18 protein-coding genes and 1 other RNA gene are annotated in these 19,215 nt (G+C 60.6%); 15 read left to right on the top strand and 4 right to left on the bottom strand.

Annotation, left to right across the window (positions count from 1 at the left end):
• Positions 1-32: 32 nt before the first annotated feature.
• The 7 genes from gatC to DW037_RS05120 all read left to right on the top strand — a co-directional run bounded on the left by gatC (position 33) and on the right by DW037_RS05120 (position 7,422).
• Positions 33-344, top strand: coding sequence for an Asp-tRNA(Asn)/Glu-tRNA(Gln) amidotransferase subunit GatC (gatC, locus tag DW037_RS05145; RefSeq protein WP_055250987.1), 312 nt, complete (start codon positions 33-35; stop codon positions 342-344).
• A complete protein-coding gene (gene gatA / locus DW037_RS05140; protein ID WP_118372933.1) occupies positions 344-1,858 on the top strand; it encodes an Asp-tRNA(Asn)/Glu-tRNA(Gln) amidotransferase subunit GatA in 1,515 nt (504 codons plus the stop codon). The genes gatC and gatA overlap by 1 nt, the downstream gene beginning before the upstream one ends.
• On the top strand, positions 1,858-3,534 hold the full coding sequence (gene gatB, locus DW037_RS05135) for an Asp-tRNA(Asn)/Glu-tRNA(Gln) amidotransferase subunit GatB (protein ID WP_118372932.1): 1,677 nt from the start codon (positions 1,858-1,860) through the stop codon (positions 3,532-3,534). Before gatA ends, gatB begins: the two co-directional genes overlap by 1 nt.
• A 539-nt stretch (positions 3,535-4,073) precedes the next feature.
• The gene (locus DW037_RS05130; protein WP_022094642.1) at positions 4,074-4,319 is read left to right on the top strand and encodes a DUF6110 family protein; all 246 of its coding nucleotides are present in this window, start codon (positions 4,074-4,076) and stop codon (positions 4,317-4,319) included.
• 78 nt (positions 4,320-4,397) lie between these two features.
• A complete protein-coding gene (locus tag DW037_RS05125) occupies positions 4,398-6,413 on the top strand; it encodes a heavy metal translocating P-type ATPase (RefSeq protein ID WP_233542268.1) in 2,016 nt (671 codons plus the stop codon).
• Positions 6,414-6,556: 143 nt separating this feature from the next.
• On the top strand, positions 6,557-6,910 hold the full coding sequence (locus DW037_RS10615) for a hypothetical protein (RefSeq protein WP_158571943.1): 354 nt from the start codon (positions 6,557-6,559) through the stop codon (positions 6,908-6,910).
• A complete protein-coding gene (locus DW037_RS05120; RefSeq protein ID WP_158571941.1) occupies positions 6,907-7,422 on the top strand; it encodes a PIN domain-containing protein in 516 nt (171 codons plus the stop codon). The genes DW037_RS10615 and DW037_RS05120 overlap by 4 nt, the downstream gene beginning before the upstream one ends.
• Before the next feature lie 58 nt (positions 7,423-7,480).
• On the opposite strand, the gene DW037_RS05115 is transcribed toward DW037_RS05120, so the two are convergent.
• Positions 7,481-7,915: a hypothetical protein gene (locus tag DW037_RS05115; RefSeq protein WP_118260204.1), complete on the bottom strand. Its 435-nt coding sequence runs from the start codon at positions 7,913-7,915 to the stop codon at positions 7,481-7,483.
• 239 nt (positions 7,916-8,154) lie between these two features.
• Between DW037_RS05115 and ssrA the strand changes: the two genes are divergently transcribed.
• The 8 genes from ssrA (at position 8,155) to DW037_RS05075 (ending at position 17,558) form a co-directional block, all read left to right on the top strand.
• Positions 8,155-8,518: a transfer-messenger RNA gene (gene ssrA / locus DW037_RS05110) on the top strand.
• 684 nt (positions 8,519-9,202) lie between these two features.
• Positions 9,203-10,081, top strand: coding sequence for a patatin family protein (locus DW037_RS05105; protein ID WP_118372929.1), 879 nt, complete (start codon positions 9,203-9,205; stop codon positions 10,079-10,081).
• 157 nt (positions 10,082-10,238) lie between these two features.
• On the top strand, positions 10,239-10,682 hold the full coding sequence (gene rplM, locus DW037_RS05100; RefSeq protein WP_022094635.1) for a 50S ribosomal protein L13: 444 nt from the start codon (positions 10,239-10,241) through the stop codon (positions 10,680-10,682).
• A 2-nt stretch (positions 10,683-10,684) separates the two neighbouring features.
• Positions 10,685-11,080, top strand: a complete 396-nt coding sequence (gene rpsI, locus DW037_RS05095; protein WP_022094634.1) for a 30S ribosomal protein S9 — start codon at positions 10,685-10,687, stop codon at positions 11,078-11,080.
• A gap of 123 nt (positions 11,081-11,203) precedes the next feature.
• Positions 11,204-12,541 carry a phosphoglucosamine mutase gene (gene glmM / locus DW037_RS05090; RefSeq protein WP_118372928.1) on the top strand — a complete coding sequence of 446 codons (1,338 nt, stop codon included), beginning with the start codon at positions 11,204-11,206 and terminating at the stop codon, positions 12,539-12,541.
• A gap of 101 nt (positions 12,542-12,642) precedes the next feature.
• Positions 12,643-13,110 (top strand): PTS glucose transporter subunit IIA, encoded by a 468-nt coding sequence (locus DW037_RS05085; protein ID WP_306421699.1) that lies wholly within the window; start codon positions 12,643-12,645, stop codon positions 13,108-13,110.
• 272 nt (positions 13,111-13,382) lie between these two features.
• Positions 13,383-14,111: a glucosamine-6-phosphate deaminase gene (gene nagB, locus DW037_RS05080; RefSeq protein ID WP_118372927.1), complete on the top strand. Its 729-nt coding sequence runs from the start codon at positions 13,383-13,385 to the stop codon at positions 14,109-14,111.
• Positions 14,112-14,558: 447 nt separating this feature from the next.
• On the top strand, positions 14,559-17,558 hold the full coding sequence (locus tag DW037_RS05075) for a BTAD domain-containing putative transcriptional regulator (protein ID WP_118372926.1): 3,000 nt from the start codon (positions 14,559-14,561) through the stop codon (positions 17,556-17,558).
• 69 nt (positions 17,559-17,627) lie between these two features.
• Here DW037_RS05075 and DW037_RS05070 read toward each other — a convergent pair whose 3' ends face one another.
• From DW037_RS05070 to DW037_RS10755, 3 genes are all read right to left on the bottom strand, one after another.
• Positions 17,628-17,927, bottom strand: a complete 300-nt coding sequence (locus tag DW037_RS05070; RefSeq protein WP_006234690.1) for a YhbY family RNA-binding protein — start codon at positions 17,925-17,927, stop codon at positions 17,628-17,630.
• A 158-nt stretch (positions 17,928-18,085) separates the two neighbouring features.
• Positions 18,086-18,811, bottom strand: coding sequence for a methyltransferase domain-containing protein (locus DW037_RS05065; protein WP_118372925.1), 726 nt, complete (start codon positions 18,809-18,811; stop codon positions 18,086-18,088).
• Positions 18,808-19,215: hypothetical protein (locus DW037_RS10755; protein WP_233542266.1), on the bottom strand; the 408-nt coding region annotated here is incomplete at its 5' end. The genes DW037_RS10755 and DW037_RS05065, both read right to left, overlap by 4 nt.

The following is a 19,215-nucleotide window of genomic DNA, read 5'->3' as shown; positions in this document are numbered from 1 at the left end:
GCGGTTTATCTGTTATGCGGAAGGGAGCGCCTATGGCACTCAGCGAGAAAGACGTGCGCGGCATCGCCGAGTACGCAAAGATCGCACTGACCGATGACGAGCTCACCCAGATGACGTCCTACATGAACGACGCCGTCCAGATGCTCGAGCCCGTCCTGCAATATGACTTGCCCGACGTGGAGCCCACGTTCCATCCCATCGGAAGCCTGTCCAACGTGATGGGCGATGACCTGCGCGAGCCCGAGCGCGACCTGCCGCTCGACGTTGCGCTCGAAAACGCCGGCAGCGCGCGCGACCGCTACTTCCGCGTGCCGTCCATTTTGGGAGAGGGGGAGAGCGAGTAATGGCGCAGAGCTTCGATTCCCTTACCGCCGCCCAGATCGCTGCGGGCGTTGCCGCCGGCGACTTTACCGCTACCGAGGTGGCCCAGGCCTCCCTTGCCGCCATCGAGGCGCGCGAGGGCGGGGTCCAGGCATTCCTGCAGGTGGCGCCCGAGCTTGCGCTCGAGGCCGCCGCGCGCGTGGATGCCGACCGTGCCGCAGGCAAGCCGCTGCCCCCGCTTGCGGGCGTGCCGCTGGCCATCAAGGACAACATGAACCTTGTGGGTACGCGCACCACCTGCGCTTCCCGCATGCTTGCGGACTACCAGAGCGTCTACACTGCCACCTGCGTCCAGCGCATGCTCGATGCCGGCTGCCTGCCCATGGGCAAGGCCAACATGGACGAGTTTGCCTTTGGCAGCTCCACCGAGAGCTCGGCGTTCCACCGCACCAATAACCCTTGGGATACCGAGCGCGTGCCCGGCGGCTCCTCGGGCGGCTCCGCTGCAGCCGTCGCCGCGGGCGAGGTCGCGCTCTCGCTGGGCTCGGACACCGGCGGCTCCATTCGCCAGCCGGCGTCGCTGTGCGGCGTGGTGGGCTTTAAGCCCACGTATGGCGCCGTGAGCCGTTACGGCGTGGTTGCCTTTGGCTCGTCGCTCGACCAGGTGGGGCCCTTTGGCCGCACGGTCGAGGATGTTGCGCTGGCCATGAACGCGCTTACCGGCGCGGGCCACGATCCGTACGACTGCACCAGCCAGGATTGCGCCGTCGACTTTACCGAGCACCTCAACGACAGCATCGAGGGCAAGCGCGTGGGCATTATCCCCGCGTTTATGGAGGCCGAGGGCCTGACGCCCGAGGTCAAGGCCGCTGTTCAGCGCGCCGCCCAGGAGCTGCAGAACCAGGGCGCCGAGCTGGTCGAGGTCGACCTGCCGCACCTGGATGCCGCCATCGCCGCCTACTACGTCATCGGCCCGGCCGAGGCGTTCTCCAACCTGGCCCGCTTCGACGGCATTCGCTACGGCTATCAGGAGGAGGGCTGCGCCAGCCTGTCCGACCAGAGCTCGCTGTCGCGCGCCCACGGCTTTGGCGCCGAGGCCAAGCGCCGTCAGATGCTCGGCGCCTACCTGCTGAGCTCGGGCGTGTACGACAAGTACTACTACGCTGCGCAAAAGGCCCGTACGCTCATCACGCGGGACTACGACGCCGCGTATGCCAAGGTGGACACCATCCTCATGCCCGCCTCGCCGCGCACGGCCTTTAAGTTTGGCGAGATCAGCGACCCCACGCAGATGTACCTCTCCGACCTGTACACCATCTCGCTCAACATTTGCGGCAACGGCGGCATCTCGGTGCCGCTGGGCCTGGGCGAGGACACTCAGCTGCCCGTTTCTGCCCAGCTGGTGGGTCCGGCGTTTAAGGACCGTCAGCTGCTCACGTTTGCCCGCGCCCTGGAGCGCGGCTTTGCCGATGCCGCCACGGGTGCGCCCGTGCTTTCCGTCGCGCCCGATTTTGCCGGGAAGGGAGGCGAGCTGTAATGAAGGAGCTTTCCGAGGTCCTGCAGGATTGGGAGGCCGTGATCGGCCTGGAGATCCATACCGAGCTCACCGCACTCGATACCAAGATGTTCTGCAACTGCAAGCTCAGCCACGATGACGAACCCAACGCCAACGTGTGCCCGGTGTGCCTGGGCCTGCCCGGCGCCCTGCCGGTGCCCAACAAGCGCGCCATCGAGAGCATCGTCAAGGCCGGTCTCGCCACCAACTGCGAGATCCAGCGCCACTCGATGTTCTACCGCAAGCACTACTTCTATCCCGATATGGCCAAGAACTTCCAGACTACGCAGGGTCCGGTTGCCTTTGCCATGTACGGTCACCTGGATCTGGATGTGACCGGTCGCGGTGCCGCCGAGCGCCCCGACTGCGCGTTTGGCGAGGCCGAGGCCCAGAGTCTGGCGAGCGCCTCGGCCAACGCCGAGGGCCTGTCCACGTCCATGTCCTCCACGATGCGCGAGGGCAATCAGCGCGCCGGACACTTGGCCAGCTATGACGCGTCCAATATGACCATGCCCGAGCGTCGCGAGGACGGTTCCTACACGGTGCCCATTCGCATCCTGCGCATCCATATGGAAGAGGACGCCGCCAAGATGGTGCACGTGGGCGGTGCCGAGGGCCGCATTACCGCCGCTGCCGAGTCGCTCGTCGACTACAACCGCTGCGGCACGCCTCTGATCGAGCTCGTCACCGAGCCCGATCTGCGCACGCCCGAGGAGGCTCGCCTGTTTATGGAGAAGCTCCGTCGCATCTTTGTGACGCTGGGCATTTCGGACTGCTCCATGGAAAAGGGTTCCATGCGCTGCGATGGCAACGTGTCGCTGCGCCGCCGCGGCGAGACCAAGCTGGGCACCAAGACCGAGCTCAAGAACCTCAACTCGTTTAAGAGCCTGCATGACGGCCTTGCCTACGAGATCTGCCGCCAGGCTGAGGTGCTCGAGGAGGGCGGCATTATCTATCAGGAGACCCGCCACTGGGAGCCTAGCCGCAAGCGCACCGTGGTCATGCGCGTCAAGGAGACGGCCGACGACTATCGCCTGTTCCCCGATCCCGACCTGGCGCCGTTCGATCTGGACGACGAGTTCATCGACCGCTGCCGAGGTGAGATTCCCGAGCTGCCCGATGCCAAGCGCGCCCGTTTTGAGGCCGACTTTGGCATTAAGACGGCCGACGCTGAGCAGATTGCCGGCGACCCCGAGTTTGCCGACTTCTTTGAGGCCGCCGCTGCCGGTATGGCTGGCAAGGAGGCCCAGACGGTCGCAAACTTGCTGGTCAACGAGATGATCGCCTACCTTAAGGGCGCGGGCGTGTCGCTGGCCGAGTCCGGCATCGTGCCGGCTCAAGTGGCGGCGCTTGCCAAGCTGCTGGCGACCGATGCCATCAGCTCCAACCAGGCGCACGAGGTCTTTGAGGCCATGGCCCAGACCGGTGACGATCCCAACAAGATCGTCGACGAGCGTGGTATGCGTCAGGTGAGCGATGCCGGCGCGCTGCAGCCGATCGTGGACGAGGTGCTGGCAAACTGTGCCGATCAGGCGCAGCAGTATCGTGACGGCAACCAGAAGGTTATCGGCTTTTTGGTGGGCCAGTGCATGAAGGCGAGCCGCGGTAAGGGCAACCCGAAGCTCTTCAACGAGTTGCTGAGAACGTCGCTCTCGTAAACGGGAACCCGGGAGCCCCGGCAGGGCGGGTGCTTCCTCAAAATTTCAAACAGTCCTGCGCAAGACGAAGGCCACATTAAGTGGCCTTCTTTGCGTGCGGAACTCATTTTGAGCAAGCACCCGCCCCGCCGGGGCTTCCGGGTTCCGCAACGACTCGGCCGTTCGGGTCAGGTGGGCTGGATTGAATAGAGTGAATGGGCGCGCTGTTGGCGCGCCCATTGTTTTGAAGGGAACTCATTTTGAGCAAGCGCCCACCCTGCCGGGGCTCCCGGGTTCTGCAATGACTCGGCCGTTCGGGTCAGGTAGGCTGAATGGAATTTGGTGAATGAGGGCGCCGTTGGCGCCCTCATTTTTTGTGGATGTGAAGCAGGGGCGGTCCCTTGGTCACATCGCGCCCCAAGATTTCCAAAAAGTTAACCTTTGTTGACCTCAATAGTTAGATAAACTAAACTATTTTTCAAAAGCGTGCTCGAGCAAACTTGTTTACTCGGGTGCTGAGGCACCATGCCGCGTCCAATGCGGCAAAAGGGAGAAGCAACATGAAGAAGTCGACGTTTAACACCCTGCTTGTCGGTGGCGGTTTTCTGCTCGGTACGGCCGGCATCAAGCTGCTCACCAGCGCTCCGGTAAAGAATGCCTGCGTGCAGGGTATCGCGTGCGGCATGCGCGTCAAGAACTGCTACCAGGACATGGTCGAGCAGGCCAAGGCCAATGTCGATGACATGGTTGCCGAGGCGGCCTATATCACCCAGAGCGAGGCCGCTGCTGACGAGGCAGCCGAGTAACGCTCCCAGGCACAAACTATGAGATTCTCGATTATTAGCGAGATCCCCGGCAGGACCCGTCTTCAATTGGCGGGTCCTGTGCCAGAGAGCGATCTCGATGCACTTCTTAAGCTCAGCGGCGATATCGACGGCGTGCACAAGGTACGCGTTTATGGCCGTATTGGCCAGATGGCGCTCGAATATGACGAGCCGCGCCGCGATGCCGTGCTGGTCGCCGTCGGTGCGCTCGATGCCCAGGCCATTGCCGACGCAAAGACGGGCTACGTGATGCAACTCGAGCCGCGCAAGCACAAACTCGTTATGGACCTGGCGACACTCGTCGGTGCCCATTACGCACGTCGCTGGTTTTTGCCCACGCCACTGCGCGCGGTGTTTGTCGTGGCCGGTTACATGGCATTTTTGCGCGCTGCCCTTCATGAGCTGGCGCAGCCGCGCCTGACCGTTCCTGTGCTCGACGCTTCGGCCATCGGCATTTCGTTCGTCAAACGCGACGTCGACACCGCGGGCCAAACGATGTTTTTACTCAATGTGGGTGAGCTGCTCGAGGACTACACCCGCGCCATGAGCGAAAACGAGCTCATCAACTCGCTGCTCGATGTACCCGACAAGGCGCAAAAGGTCGTCGGCGATACCGAGGTAAGCGTTGCTGCGACCGAGCTCGAGCCCGGCGATCTGGTCGCCGTGCGCACTGGCATGTCCATTTGCATCGACGGTGTCGTCGAGCAGGGGAGCGCTATGGTCAACCAGGCGACCCTGACCGGTGAGCCGCTGGCCGTTGAGCGCAGCGTGGGCGACGACGTGTTCGCCGGTACCGTCGTGGAAGACGGCAGCATCTTGGTGCGCGTGCGCGCCAACACGGCGCAGACCAAACTGCGCTCGATCGTCTCGCTCGTGCAGACGGCCGACTCGCTCAAATCCGAGGGCCAGTCGCATATGGAGGACCTCGCCAACAAGATCGTCCCGTGGAACTTCCTGCTCGCGGGCCTGGTTGCGCTCACCACGCGCAGCCTTATCAAGACCTCGGCGGCGCTGATGGTCGACTACTCGTGCGCACTCAAGCTCACGGGTTCCGTCGCCGTCATGACCGCCATGAGCGATGCCGCCAAGATGGGCGTCATGGTCAAGGGCGCGAAGTACTTTGAGTCGTTTGCCAAGGCTGACACCATCGTGTTTGATAAGACCGGCACGCTCACCGAGGCACAGCCGCGTCTAGCTTGCGTGCTCACGACCGATGGCTGGAGCGAGGACGAGATCCTGCGCCTTTCCGCTTGCTTGGAGGAGCATTTCCCGCATCCGGTGGCACGCGCCGTGGTCAATGCGGCACGCGAGCGCGGGCTCGAGCACCGCGAGCGCCATGCCGCCGTCGAGTACATCGTGGCGCACGGCATCGCTTCGTCCATCGAAGGGCGTCGCGCCATCATCGGTTCCGCGCACTTTGTATTTGAGGACGAGGGTGCGCAGCTCGATTCCGACATTAAGGAGCGCATTGAGTCCCAGATGCAGGGCCTGTCGCCGCTGTATCTGGCGGTCGACGGCAAGGTCGTCGGCGTGCTCGGTATCGAGGACCCGCTCAAGTCCGGGGTCCGCGAGGCCATCGCCGACCTGCACGCGTTGGGCGTTAAGCACGTGGTCATGCTCACGGGCGACTCGGAACGCACGGCCGAGCGCATTGCTCGCGAAGCAGGTGTCGATGAGTTTAAGGCCGAGCTGCTGCCCGAGGACAAGTACGCCTATGTGGAACGCATTAAGGGCGAGGGGCGCCACGTTGCCATGGTGGGCGACGGTGTCAACGATTCGCCGGCGCTCGGTTTGGCCGACGTGGGCTTGGCGATGGGTGGCGGAAGCGACATCGCCAAGGAGGTTGCCGACATCATCCTGACCGATACGGATCTTGCCGCGATCGTGCGCCTGCGCCGTATGAGTCAGGGGCTTATCGATCGTCTGACGAGTTCGTATTCCAAGGTGATGCTCACCAACTCGGCGCTCCTGGCGCTGGGCATTACCGGCATGATCACTCCGCAGACGTCGTCACTGCTGCACAACGGCTCGACGATTGCCTACAGCCTGAGCAACGCCAAGGCATATCTGCGTTAGCAGACGTGTTCACCCACGTTATCTGGCCTGCGCCCGGACGGCATCGGCGTCGTCCGGGCGCAGGCCTTTTGCGTTTGACCATGTGCTAGCTTCTCTATATAGTGTTGCTAGCAGGGCTAGCAATTGAAGGGAGCGGGATCGACGTGGGTGCTGTTAGCGGCATGGCGCAGGTGAACGTTCGCGTAGATCGCCAGGTCAAGAATCGTGCCGAGGAGGTGCTGCGGCTTTCGGGCGGGTCACTGCCCGAACTCATCAAAAAGGTGGTGGCCAAGGTCGCGCAGGGTGGCGGGCAGTGCGAGGAAGTGCTTGCGGCCGTCGACGACCGGCAGCAGACCGTCGCGCCCGATACGCCATTCGCCGCATCATGGGCGGTGGCGGATCAGCTTTACGCGGACCTGGGCATCGCTACGTTGCCCGTATCCGACGATCGCGATTGGGACACAATCTATTCCGAAGCCATGGACGAGCGCTATCGCCAAAAGGGGATGATCCTGTGAGCGGGGCTCCCCTCAAAATAATGGTGGACGCCAACGTATGGGTCGATTCGTTTTGCGTCGACCATGCCGAGTCGCTTGCCGCGCGTGCGTTTATTGGGCGGGCGACGGAATCGGGCGCAACGTTGTTCTTTCCGGTGCATATCGCCAAGGACGTGCTGTACGTTGTCCAACACGAGCTGAAGCGTAGCGTTCTTGCCAGTGGGGGAGCGCTCGACGAGGCGTCTGCCCGTGCAATTGGCGATGCGGCGCTGGCGTTTGTTCGGAACATGACCGAAAACGCCACGGCCGTGGGCGCAGATGCGTCGGACCTTTGGCTGGCCGACAAATACTTAGCGCTCCATCGCGATTACGAAGACAACTTGGTGCTCGCCGCGTGCAAGCGCGCGCAGGTCGATTACTTGGTAACTAACGATCGCAAGCTGCTCGAGCATGCCGATCTTGCAGCAAAGACACCTCGTCAAATGATGCCGATTCTTGCTTTGGCCGAACGCGGCGGCGCGGCTATCGGTTGACGCGAACTGTTTGCGGGCCTCTTGGACGACGATGCGCCAAGGGACCCGCGCCTGCTATTTACAAAAGCTCGGCCTTAATGGCGGGACTTTCTGCGAGCTGTTCGGCTGCCTTTTCGTCGGAGCTGTCGAGTGCTGCCAGGCTGCGGTAGACCCACTCGTTGACCTGGGTGTTCTTGACGCCTGCGGTCTGCATGAGGGCACCTACCTCGCGGATTGCTGCGAGCAGATCGGCTTTGGGGCCCGCGAGCTCGACCTCGATGCCGTGGTAGGCGGTCACGCCACGGTTCTCGCTCACGTGGTCGATAAAGCCCTCGACGGTCTCAAGCTGCTGGGCAAGAGCGGCATCATCGGCAGCGTCCAGCGCGACGAGTGCGTTCGATACCGTGAGGGCGGGATGTCCGCAGGGGACAAAGCCTTCGATGACATCCATAGCTTCGGTAATGGTTGAGCCCAGGCCTGCGAGGGCATTGACGAGTTGCTGCTTGGTATCCATAACGGTCCTTTCGACGGGTCAATTTTGCTTGGCGAAAATATACGTGACGCGATCGGTAGCAAAAGTGCGAAGTGCGGCGCACATTGGGGTCTTCACAGCTCGTGCATAGAACAGCTGTCCGCTTTCAGAACGTGGTAAGATAACACTCCACAAGCGGGGCTCGCCCCGTATGTTCCTTGAAAAGTCGACGGTTATCGGGTGTTTGCAGGCCCGATACCATCCAGACTTTCCCAACATTCGGGGGCGACTGGTTTCGACACGATAGCTCTGAGAGAGGAAGCAAGCCGAGGTCTCCTCGCCTCGTTAAACAGGGGTACCGTCAAATTGAATTGACAACAACTCTTCTTTTGAGCCTATGGCTCTCGCTGCTTAATTTATAGCGGCGCGTCAACCCGGTGATTTCCCCGACACCGGCGCGACGTCATGTTAGGGGAATGCTCCTGCGCACGTAATCGGTATGGCGCGGGCTAAGATCGAACCGGTTAGGACGTCGCGAGCGTGTCGCTGCGCGCAAAGCGTCCGAGACAAAACCAGCGACTGAGCTTGGAGATGCCAATCAGGGGGCTTTCGTGGACCGGAGTTCGATTCTCCGCGCCTCCACCATAAGTAACAGACAGGTAGATATTCGTATCTACCTGTCTGTTTATTTCTAGTCCGTACCGCGGAGAATCGAACTCTGTGAAGGGCGCGAGCGTTAAGCAAACGCGAAGCGTTTGTAGCGAGCGGGCGAGGACGCCGGCAGGCGGCCGAAGCCGGTGCGGATTTGCGAAGCAAATACGCGGATTCTCCGCGCAATGCCCCAGCCAGATATCGATGCGATGTCGATTAGCTCCGGCGACCCATGCCCCGCCTCAACGCAAGCCCCGTACCGCGGAGAATCGAACTCTGTGCAGGGCGCGAGCGTAAAGAAAAAGCCTCAGTGACGCAGAGTGGGACGCGCTTTCCCAGCGGTCGTCCAACGGAAACTGTGTCCCAGAATATCGGCTCAGAATGGGATGCATTTTCCGAATGGGTTGTTGGCGGAAAGTTCATCCCGGAATCCGCGCTCAGACTGGGACGTAGTTTCCGGATGACGCCTCAAGTGGAAACTACATCCCGAAATCTAAGCTCGGAATGGGATTCATTTTCCGGTTGGCGGGCTCAGCGGAAACTGCGACCCGGAATTTGCTCTGAGACCGGGACGCGCTTTCCCGCCGACCGCCCCGTCCTTCTCAACTCCAAAACCTGCGCGCTCTCCTCTGCAAAACTGGGTAGAAGAAAGCCAAAACGCAACGGTAGGAGGTCATCATGACTATAGAAGATAAGGCGAAAAATGCTGGCAAGGTCGCGCTCGTCCTGGAGGGCGGTAGTTTTCGCGGGCAGTTTACCGCGGGCGTGCTCGACGTCCTCATGGAGGCCGGTGTCGAGATTCCGGCGGTATATGGCGTATCGGCCGGCGCTCTCAACGGCGTGAACTACAAGTCGCACCAGATCGGCCGTGCCAACCGCATCAACCTGGCTTTCTGCAACGACAACCGCTTCATGGGCGCCGCATCGTTTGCGTCCACGGGTTCCATCGTCGGCTACGACTTTATTTTCAACGACGTGCAGGATCGCCTAGACCCCTTCGATAACGAGACCTTCGACGCGAGCCCCATCGAAATGTATGCTGTCGCGACGGACATGTTATTCGGCACCGCTGCCTACCTGCCCGTCAAAAACGCCATGCTCGATATCGATTGCGTGCGTGCCTCGACCTCGTTGCCGCTGGTGACGCCGCCGGTCGAGATTGACGGGCACAAATACGTCGACGGCGGCGTAGCCGATTCGGTTCCTATCGAGCATGTGCTGGAGGAGGCCGGCTTCGAGCGCGCGGTTGTCATTGTCACGCAGGACCGCTCGTACGAGAAAAAGCCCTACGAGTTTATGCCTGCCGCGCGCGCCCGCTATGCCGACTACCCCTACCTGCTCGAGGCTATCGAGACGCGCCACGACCGCTATAACCTCCAGCGCATGCACCTGTGGAAGTATGAGCGCGAGGGCCGCGCGCTGGTCATCGCTCCGCAAAAGCCGGTCGAGGTCGGCCATGTCGAGCATGATCCGGCCAAGCTTCTCGACCTGTATATCCAGGGCCGCCAGGAGGCAAAGCGCTTGCTGGGAGATATCGAGGCATTTGTCGAGCGCTAGCGCTGCAACGTCACGGCTCGTGGATGACATGTGCAGAAACTCTGGTCGGAGCCAAAATACCTGTTGACTCGTACGGCGAGCGGGGTAATATGGACGGGTTACTTGCAGAGCCCCGTGAATCTCTGTAACAACACGTACTGTACATGGAGGAGTCTAAGTGATTTCGAAATCGACTCACTACGCCAAGCAGGGCGAGGTCCAGCGCAACTGGGTTCTCGTCGACGCCGATGGTGCTGTCCTGGGCCGTCTTGCCACCCAGATCGCAATGATCCTGCGCGGTAAGAACAAGCCCCAGTTCACGCCCAACAGCGACTGCGGCGACTTCGTTGTCGTCATCAACGCCGATAAGGTCCAGCTTACCGGTAACAAGGCCGACACGAAGACCTATTATCGCCACAGCGGCTACAACGGCGGCCTCAAGGCTGAGAGCTTCCGCCAGGCTATGGAGAAGCACCCGGAGAAGGTCATCGAGCGCGCCGTTCGCGGTATGCTGCCCAAGACCACCCTCGGCCGTGCCCAGATGACCAAGCTTAAGGTCTACGCTGGTGCCGAGCATCCGCACGCTGCCCAGAACCCCACGAAGATTGAGCTGGAGGCTTAAAGATGGCTGAGAACACCGTTGTCTACCAGGGTACCGGCCGTCGTAAGAACGCCGTCGCCCGCGTCCGTCTCGTCCCCGGCACCGGCAAGGTGACCATCAACAAGCGTGACGCCGAGCAGTATTTCGGCCGTCATCAGCTCGTTGAGAACGCCCTTGCTCCCTTCAAGGTGACCGACACCGCCGGTCAGTTCGACGTCATCGCTCTGTGCGATGGCGGCGGCATCTCCGGTCAGTCCGGCGCTCTGCGCCTGGGCATCGCCCGCGCTCTTCTGAACGCTGGCGACTACCGTGCTGACCTCAAGAAGGCCGGTTTCCTTACGCGCGATGCTCGCGTGGTCGAGCGCAAGAAGTACGGCCTCAAGAAGGCCCGCCGCGCTCCCCAGTTCTCCAAGCGCTAAGGTTTTATCTCCTTTCGAGATACAATGTACAAGCGGGGCCTGCCGATTCCTCGGCGGGTCCCGCTTTTCTTTTTCGACTAGGGTGGGCGGTTGCATATCGCCTGCTAGGGAAGGAGCGATCCTATGCCCCAGAACATCTTCGGTACCGACGGCGTCCGTGGCGTCGCCAATGCCGACCTTTCGTGCGACCTCGCGTTTCGCCTGGGCCGCGCGGCGACCAAGTTCCTTGGTCCGGATATCTGCGTCGGCCGCGACACGCGTCTTTCGGGTACTATGCTCGAGAGCGCTCTGACCGCCGGCATCATGGCCGAGGGCGGTCGTCCGCACTGCTGCGGCGTCATCCCCACGCCTGCCGTGGCGCTGCTCACCGTCCAGAATGAGCTCGACGGCGGCATCGTCATCTCTGCTTCGCATAATCCGCCGGAGTTCAACGGCATCAAGTTCTTTAGCCGCAAGGGCATGAAGCTTCCCGATGCGGTCGAGGAAGAGATCAGCGCCTGGGTCATGTCCGAGGAAGCCATGGCTGCCGACACGCTGCCGACCGGTGCCGGCGTGGGCCACATCATCAAGATGAAGGACGCTCGCAAGGCATACGTCGACCACGCCATCGATACGCTTGATGGCCTGAGGCTCGATGGCCTGGTGGTTGCCGTCGACTGCGGTCACGGTGCTTCCTGCCAGACCACGCCTGCCGCGCTGCAGCGCCTGGGTGCCACGGTCCATGCCATCAACACCGATTACTGCGGCACCGACATCAATGTCGAGTGCGGCTCTACGCACCTCGAGCCCCTGCGCGAGCTCGTGCTGCGCACCCATGCTGACATCGGTCTGGCCCACGACGGCGACGCCGACCGCGTACTGTTCGTGGACAGCGAGGGCAATGAGATCGACGGCGACTACATCCTGGCTATCTGCGGTTCTGACCTCGCCGCCCGCGGCAAGCTCGCCAACTCCGAGATCGTCTCGACCGTCATGTGCAACCTTGGCTTCTCCATCGCTATGAAGGAGCAGGGCTTCGAGATGGTTCAGACCGCTGTGGGCGACCGCTACGTTTTGGAGCGTATGCTTGCGGACGGTGCCGTCATCGGCGGCGAACAGTCCGGCCACATCATCTTCCTGGAGCACAACACCACCGGTGACGGCCTGGTGACGGCTCTTCAGCTGCTGGCCGTGCTTAAGCGCACCGGTCGCACCCTCACCGATCTTGCCGGCATCATGAAGAAGTACCCGCAGGTACTCGTCAACGTGCATTCCGACAACAAGGCTGGTCTGGACGATTGCCAGCCCATCTGGGATGCCGTCGCTGCTGCCGAGAAGGAGCTTGACGGCCGCGGCCGCATTCTGGTGCGCCCGAGCGGTACCGAGCCGCTGGTCCGCGTTATGGCCGAGGCCGAGACGCACGCGCTGACCCAGCGCGTTGTTGACGACATCGTCGAGGTTGTCAAGCGCGAACTTCCCTAATGGTCAAAAACGAGTGCCAAGTGGTAAACTGTTAAGGCTATTTTGGTCGATTGGTATGTCCGAGGGGGAGCATGTTCACTAAAGTCCTAAGGTCTTTTGGTATGCGTGGTCGAGTCCTTACGCTGGATGCTCCCATCTCGGGCGACGTCATTCCGTTGTCCGAGGTAAACGACCAGACATTTGCCACCGGGCTTTTGGGCCAGGGCGTGGCGATTCAGCCTACCGGCACGCGTGTGATTGCACCGGCTGATGCCAAGGTCGAGGCCATTTTTCCCACGGGACACGCTGTTGCGCTTAACACGGTCGATGGCTTGGACGTGCTCATCCACGTTGGTTTGGACACTGTTCAGCTTGAGGGCAAGCACTTTACCGTACATGCGCAAGTGGGTGACATCGTCCATAAGGGCGATGTGCTCATTGAGTTCGATCGCGAGGCAATTGCTGCTGAGGGCTACGATGTGACGGTTCCCATCTTAGTGTGCAACTCCGTTGAGTTCTCGAGCATCAAGGGCTCCGTTGGCGTGCATGTCGAAGAGATGGACCAGCTCATCGTTGCTCGCGAGCGCTAGCAAGTGCACGTGGCCATTAGCCTACAATTCAAACACGTTTACGGAGGGCGCACTTGAAAGAGGACGCCCTCCGTGGCAAGATGGGGTTTGTCCGAAGCTAAAAGGCTTCGGGTCACCGTGGACGGGCAGGGGCCTCGACGCGGCTAGACACGAGACACATACATTACGCGACCTCGCCCTGGTGGCCGCACACGTTGGTTGCGGCCGACGCGGGCCGCGGGCAAGTGCTTGTAAGGGGAGCCTTGCCTCTCTTGTACGAGAAAGGACGCGTAATGAAGATCATTAAAGCTAAAGACTACGAGGATATGAGCCGCAAGGCCGCCAATATTATCTCGGCGCAGGTTATCCTCAAGCCCGACTGTGTGCTGGGCCTTGCCACTGGCTCCACCCCGATCGGTGCCTACAAGCAGCTCGCTGCTTGGTACGAGAAGGGCGACGTCGACTTTGCCGAGGTCAGCACCTACAACCTGGACGAGTATCGCGGCCTTTCGCACGACGATCCCCAGAGCTATCACTACTTTATGCGTGAGAACTTCTTCGATCACATCAACATCGACCTGAACAACACGCATGTGCCCGACGGTTCCAACCACGACGCCGCCGCTGCCTGCTCTGAGTACGACAAGATCGTCGCCGCCGCCGGTTACCCGGATCTGCAGCTGCTCGGCATTGGCAACAACGGCCACATCGGCTTCAACGAGCCCGATGACCACTTCTCCAAGGGCACGCACTGCGTCGACCTCACCGAGAGCACCATTCAGGCCAACAGCCGCCTGTTCGACAGCATCGACGACGTTCCCCGTCAGGCCTACACCATGGGTACCCAGACCATCATGTATGCCCGCATGATCTTGGTCGTCGCCAACGGCGAGGCCAAGGCTCAGGCCGTGCATGACATGTGCTATGGTCCGGTTACGCCCGCGTGCCCGGCTTCGATCCTGCAGCTGCACACCAACTGCGTTGTCGTTGCCGACGAGGCCGCCCTTTCGCTCTGCGAGTAGCGCGAATCCTGCATCTCGACATAGCCTTGCCTAAGGCCTCCGCTTTGCGGGGGCCTTTTTGCTATCCCTTTCCGCCCGCTTGACCAAAATCTTGTCGCAAGCTTGACGAATGCCGGATGCCCAACAGCTTGATTCATTCCATACCAGATTCTATGCAAAAATGCCACTAAAAGGTCGTAGACGGTAGCGGGTGCTAGGCGAGTTGAATGACATGGCTGAACCTTGTTCATCTGCGTTACACTGCCGCTTAGATGGGACAAGCTGACAAGCCATTTACCTGCTTAAAGACCGATTAGTCGGGGGATTAATAACAATCGGCCCTCGCTGTACAAAAGCTTGCCGCTTGCGTACCAAAAGACAACCTAGAACACAAGGTCGCTCTATTCATGGCGCGGCTTGTATGGTCTTGCGGTTACAGTGTCCATACGGTCGAGTTGAGGAGCGGGCATGGTAAACGATTTGAGCAGTATAGACGACCTCGAGCTGATGCCGCTGGGCGGTGGCTATATGGTGCGACGCGAACGCTTGATGAATGAGCTTCTCGCCAAGGGCCGAAAGGCCGGCATCGTGGTTCTTTATGCGCCCGACGGGTTTGGGAAGACCTCGGTGCTGCTGCAGTACACCCATGAGGTTAAATGCGACCCGACGCGAGGCCCCGTGCGGATTATCGAGGCCGATCGCGCCATTGGGCGCGAGGTGTTTATGCAGCTCGAGGTGGTTACCGAAGAACTCAAAGACAAACCGCACTCCCTTATCGCGATTGATAATGTGCCAAACCTCGATCAGCACGATACCGAAGACCTTATCGACAGGATTCGCGGCCTGCGCGCTATGGGGGTAGGGGTCTTTATCTCCTGCCGTCCTTCAAATCGTCAACTGATTCATGGGCTGGGCGATTCGGTTAAGATCAATGCGCAGATGCTCAAGGTACATGCCTATGAGTATTCGGCGTGGGCATCGGCGTTTTCGATCAGCACATCGCTCGACTTTTATCAGCTTACGCAGGGCGTGCCCGAGCTCGTTTCGGCATTGCAGACGGGTCTGTATGGCCAAGGCGACGTAGCCGGTCTGCTCGAAAACGAGATTGTCAACGTATATGGCGCGGCACTTGTCGATCTGGCTTCGCTCGACAATAATGCACTGTTTTGCGTGGCATGTTTCATGATTTTGATGGGCGAGGGCAATATCGCAGAACTCGAGGCTTGCGGGGTGAGGCTATCGATGGTCGACCAGTCCTACTTTGTACGCGACTACCCGATCTTTGGCTTGGACCCCGCCGAGCGGAGTTTTACGTGTCTGGGCACGGAGGATAACGGACGCTTGCGTTTGCGTAAGTTGGTGGCCGAGGTTCGCCCCGAACTTGTTCCGAGGGCGGCCCGGATTTTGCTTAAAGCGGGCCGATGCGATGCGGCGATGGGCCTGGCGGACGCCTTTTTGGACCGTGGAGCGGTCCTTGAACTTGCTGGGCAGTATGGGGTCGATCTTGCTCTGACGGGGCACGGGGCCGATATCTGCCGAGCAGCGCTGGGTACGATCGATGCCGACGATCCGGCTCCAGAGCCAACGCCTGCCGAGGCGCTCGGCGTGTATTTGGCAGCGGTCAGCGTGTCCAATACAAAGCTCGCTCGCTATATGGCATCGGTCATCGAGCGCGGGGGCGAACGGGCGGCCTGCGAAATAGACCCTGTTTCATGGAGAGTGGCCCAGACACTGACGGCTGTTTGCTATGGGGACAACGGGCTTGGGCTTCCTACGAACCTGGCCGTGCCAGAAATCGAGACATCCCATACCGCACTCGATATGTTGTCCGCGCATATCGAGGTCAAGCGCTGCCTGACCGAGCGGGGAGATGACGGCGGCGTTCTACAGCAGCTCAAAACGAGCAAGGCCTACGACTGTGAGCTCGACATCGCGGGGATTGTTATACGGGCCGATAGCATGCTGGTGGAGCTCTTTGACGGGTCGTTTACGGGAACCGACGAGCGCGACGACGAGATGACGGTGGTGCGGGAGGCGCTCGACGTGCGTGGGCTTAAGGCGATGGCTATCTGGGTGCGCATGGTGTTGGCGGCACGGCGGCTCCTTTCCGGCCTGCCGGTAACCGACGACGCGGCGTTCAACGAGCTCGATCGTTTTGCCGTGCGCATGCGCGACAACCAGATTCAGCTGTTTGGCCTGTTGCTAGAAGGCTGGCAGTCGCTGGCAGAGGGACGGCCGGTTAATGCAAAGTTCCGTGCGGTCCAAGTGCTCAAACTTGCCGAGGAGTCGATTGCGTACATGCGCGATAACGCATTGCTGCTGGAGCGCGCGGCGTATCTGCGTAACACCTCGATGGTTTCGGTACGCGAGGAAGCGGAGTTGCTCGATATAAGCCAGACGCAGGTTGGTGGTGCAGAAGCCTGGATGGTGGCGCTGCATTTGGCTTGCGCGGGGCGAGATAGCGATCTCGCGGCCTGGATGTCCATGAATCGCGCGGGGATTCTGGAACCATCGTATCGGCTCTTTGCGCGCCTTGCCATGCATTGTCTGGGCGAGCCGGCGACCAGGATTCGCAAGAAGCTTCCCGTGCGCGAGCTGTCGCGGTACTCGCTGCGCGACGATTTGGAAGGGGAGGGCGAGCGCCTGTTCCAGGCTGGCGAGGTTGAAGCCGTTGATACCATCGACCATATCGAGATTCGCATGTTTGGTGCGTTCCGCGCCGAGCGCGACGGGTTTCCCATCACGGACAAAATGTGGCGCCGCAAGAAGGCGGCGACGCTTGCCGAGCGGCTTGCACTGGGCATGGATGCGCTCGTCGACCGCGAGACGCTGGCAATGGAGTTGTGGCCCCATGCCGAGTTCAATAGCGCCCGCAACAACCTGTACTCGACGATATCGCGCTTGCGGTCGGCTTTGGGACCGACGCCGGATGGCAAGTCGTGTGTGCTCATCCAAAATGAATGCATCGGACTCAACGGTGACTACGTCAAGACCGATGTACGGCTGTTTGACCAGATAAGCCGCGAGGTTTTGGGAAATCGCACGGGTGCGCGCGGGCCCCATCTGGTCGAGTTGTGCCTTAAGATTGAGCAACTTTATGCCGGACCGCTGCATGTGCCCAATGGCTGTAACCCCACCTACTTTTTGCGTATGCGACGCATTATGGAATCGAAGTATATCGACTGCATGATTCGGGGCGCGAATGCCGCCCTAGAAGAAAACGACCTGCAGTCGGCGGTATGGCTGGTGGAGTCGGGGCTGCGGCAAGAGACGGCGCGTGAGGATATGGTGCGCTGCGCCATGCGCGTCTACAGTGCGGCGGGGCGACGACGCGATATCGTCGAGCTGTACAGCGGGCATATGCATCATCTGAGGGAGCAGGTCAATGGCGTGCCCGAGCCCGAGACGCGGCGTCTATACGAGCGCTTGGTGGAGGGGCGGCTCAATCGCGTGCTGGTCGAGCGATAAAAAACGGGCGTCCGAAGTACTTGGGCACCCGTAAGCTTGCTATGTGTTCGCTCGCCGGATCATTGGCTCTTAGACGAGCTTGATCTTCTCAATGTCCTTGCGCGAGGACTCGCGATACAGCGAGAACTTGCGGCCGATGACCTGGACGACCTCGGCGTGGCAACGCTCAGCGAGCTCTTCGGCGGCCTCGCGGGCGGAAAGACTGGAGCCATCGAGCACGGAGCACTTAACGAGCTCGTGCTTCTCCAGGTAGGCGACCGTCTGCTCGACGGTGCCCTCGTTGACATCGGACTTACCGATGATGATGGCGGGGTTGAGGTGATGGGCCATGCTGCGAAGCTGCTTGACCTGTGCTCCTGTCAGTGCCATGGGTTCTCGCTTTCTATGTATGGGGCGCCCCGCGACGGGGCCTTAATCTACGTGAGCTGTCCCACGATAGCGCAGGAACGGCGCGGTGTGGAGCGCGTTTGCCCAGTTCAAAAAGAATGCGGATGCCGAGGTGATGGGCAGTGCGGGCTGTGAACGGGCTACGAGCGGGATTCAGAGACCGGTTCCCATGCAATAAACGCCCAGCGAACCTTACGGATATGGTCGAGCATATAGCGCCCCTGCGGCACGCCCTTGGAGCCCGGCTCGCCGGCATGGGGGTTTTCGATCATGTGCTGAGCGATATAGTCGCGCAGGCGGTCGATCTTATCCTCGTTGCCATGCTCGAGCATACGGGAAAAATCCGCCACGCCTGCCTCAAGGCTATCGAAGGTATCGCGACGAGGCGATTCAAAGTATGTAACCTGCGGCAGGGCACCCATCTGAATGAGGATGTTGAAGGCGTACACAAAGCCATTGCTGCAGGTAACCGAGGCGCCGATAGCGTTCATCAAGTGCAGGTCATAGCGCGGGCTGGAGTTGGCGACCATCGTGACAGCACAACGCCGACGAGCCGTACGGTCGAGCTTGGCAAGCGCACCTTTTAGATTGGTCGTCGTAACCGACCGACTGGCAAAGGCAACATCCACCGCTTTCGCGACCGGTCCAACCAAATCCCAATCATCATCCCAAGCAAGCTCAAGCGGTGTAATGCGATTCTCGAGCCCATAGTACTCAATGCCAGCATCAAGCGTGCCTAACATAGCAGGGGAAAAGTCAGCAGCAATCACAGGATGCCCAGCCTGAGCAAGCGGAATGGCAATCGACCCAGCTCCACACCCCATATCGAGCACCGACTCACCAGGCTCAAGAGCCAGCAATTTCATAAAATCCCGAGCATAAGGGGCAGTCTCAAGAGGTCGAAAATGCCGAGCCCGCTTATCCCATTCAAAAGAATCATCAGCCCGCCGCCGATCAGCTTGCAGACGTATCCATTCGCCATTCCAATCCGCAGAAAGCAGATCAGAACGAATCTCCCCATCAACCACGGGCCAACCTCCTCACACAACAAAAAGCGGCCCCTCCCAAAAGAAGAGCCGCAACAAGCATATATCAGAAAAAGAACCGTTCCAACGCCAAACCGCCACACCAACCAAGGCGGGCAGAAGCGAAGCGACTGCCACTGAGCCAGAACCCAGCCAAGGTTGAGATGTGCGGGAGCCCCGCCGCCGGGCGGCAGACATATAAGGTCGATCGCGAGTTCCGCACGAGCCGGAGAGCACTTAATGTG

It is taken from the genome of Collinsella sp. AF39-11AT (assembly GCF_003474585.1).
In the GTDB taxonomy this organism is placed as follows: domain Bacteria; phylum Actinomycetota; class Coriobacteriia; order Coriobacteriales; family Coriobacteriaceae; genus Collinsella.
The sequence above is the reverse complement of the archived record's forward strand: the minus strand, read 5'-3'. Positions and strand labels throughout refer to the sequence as shown.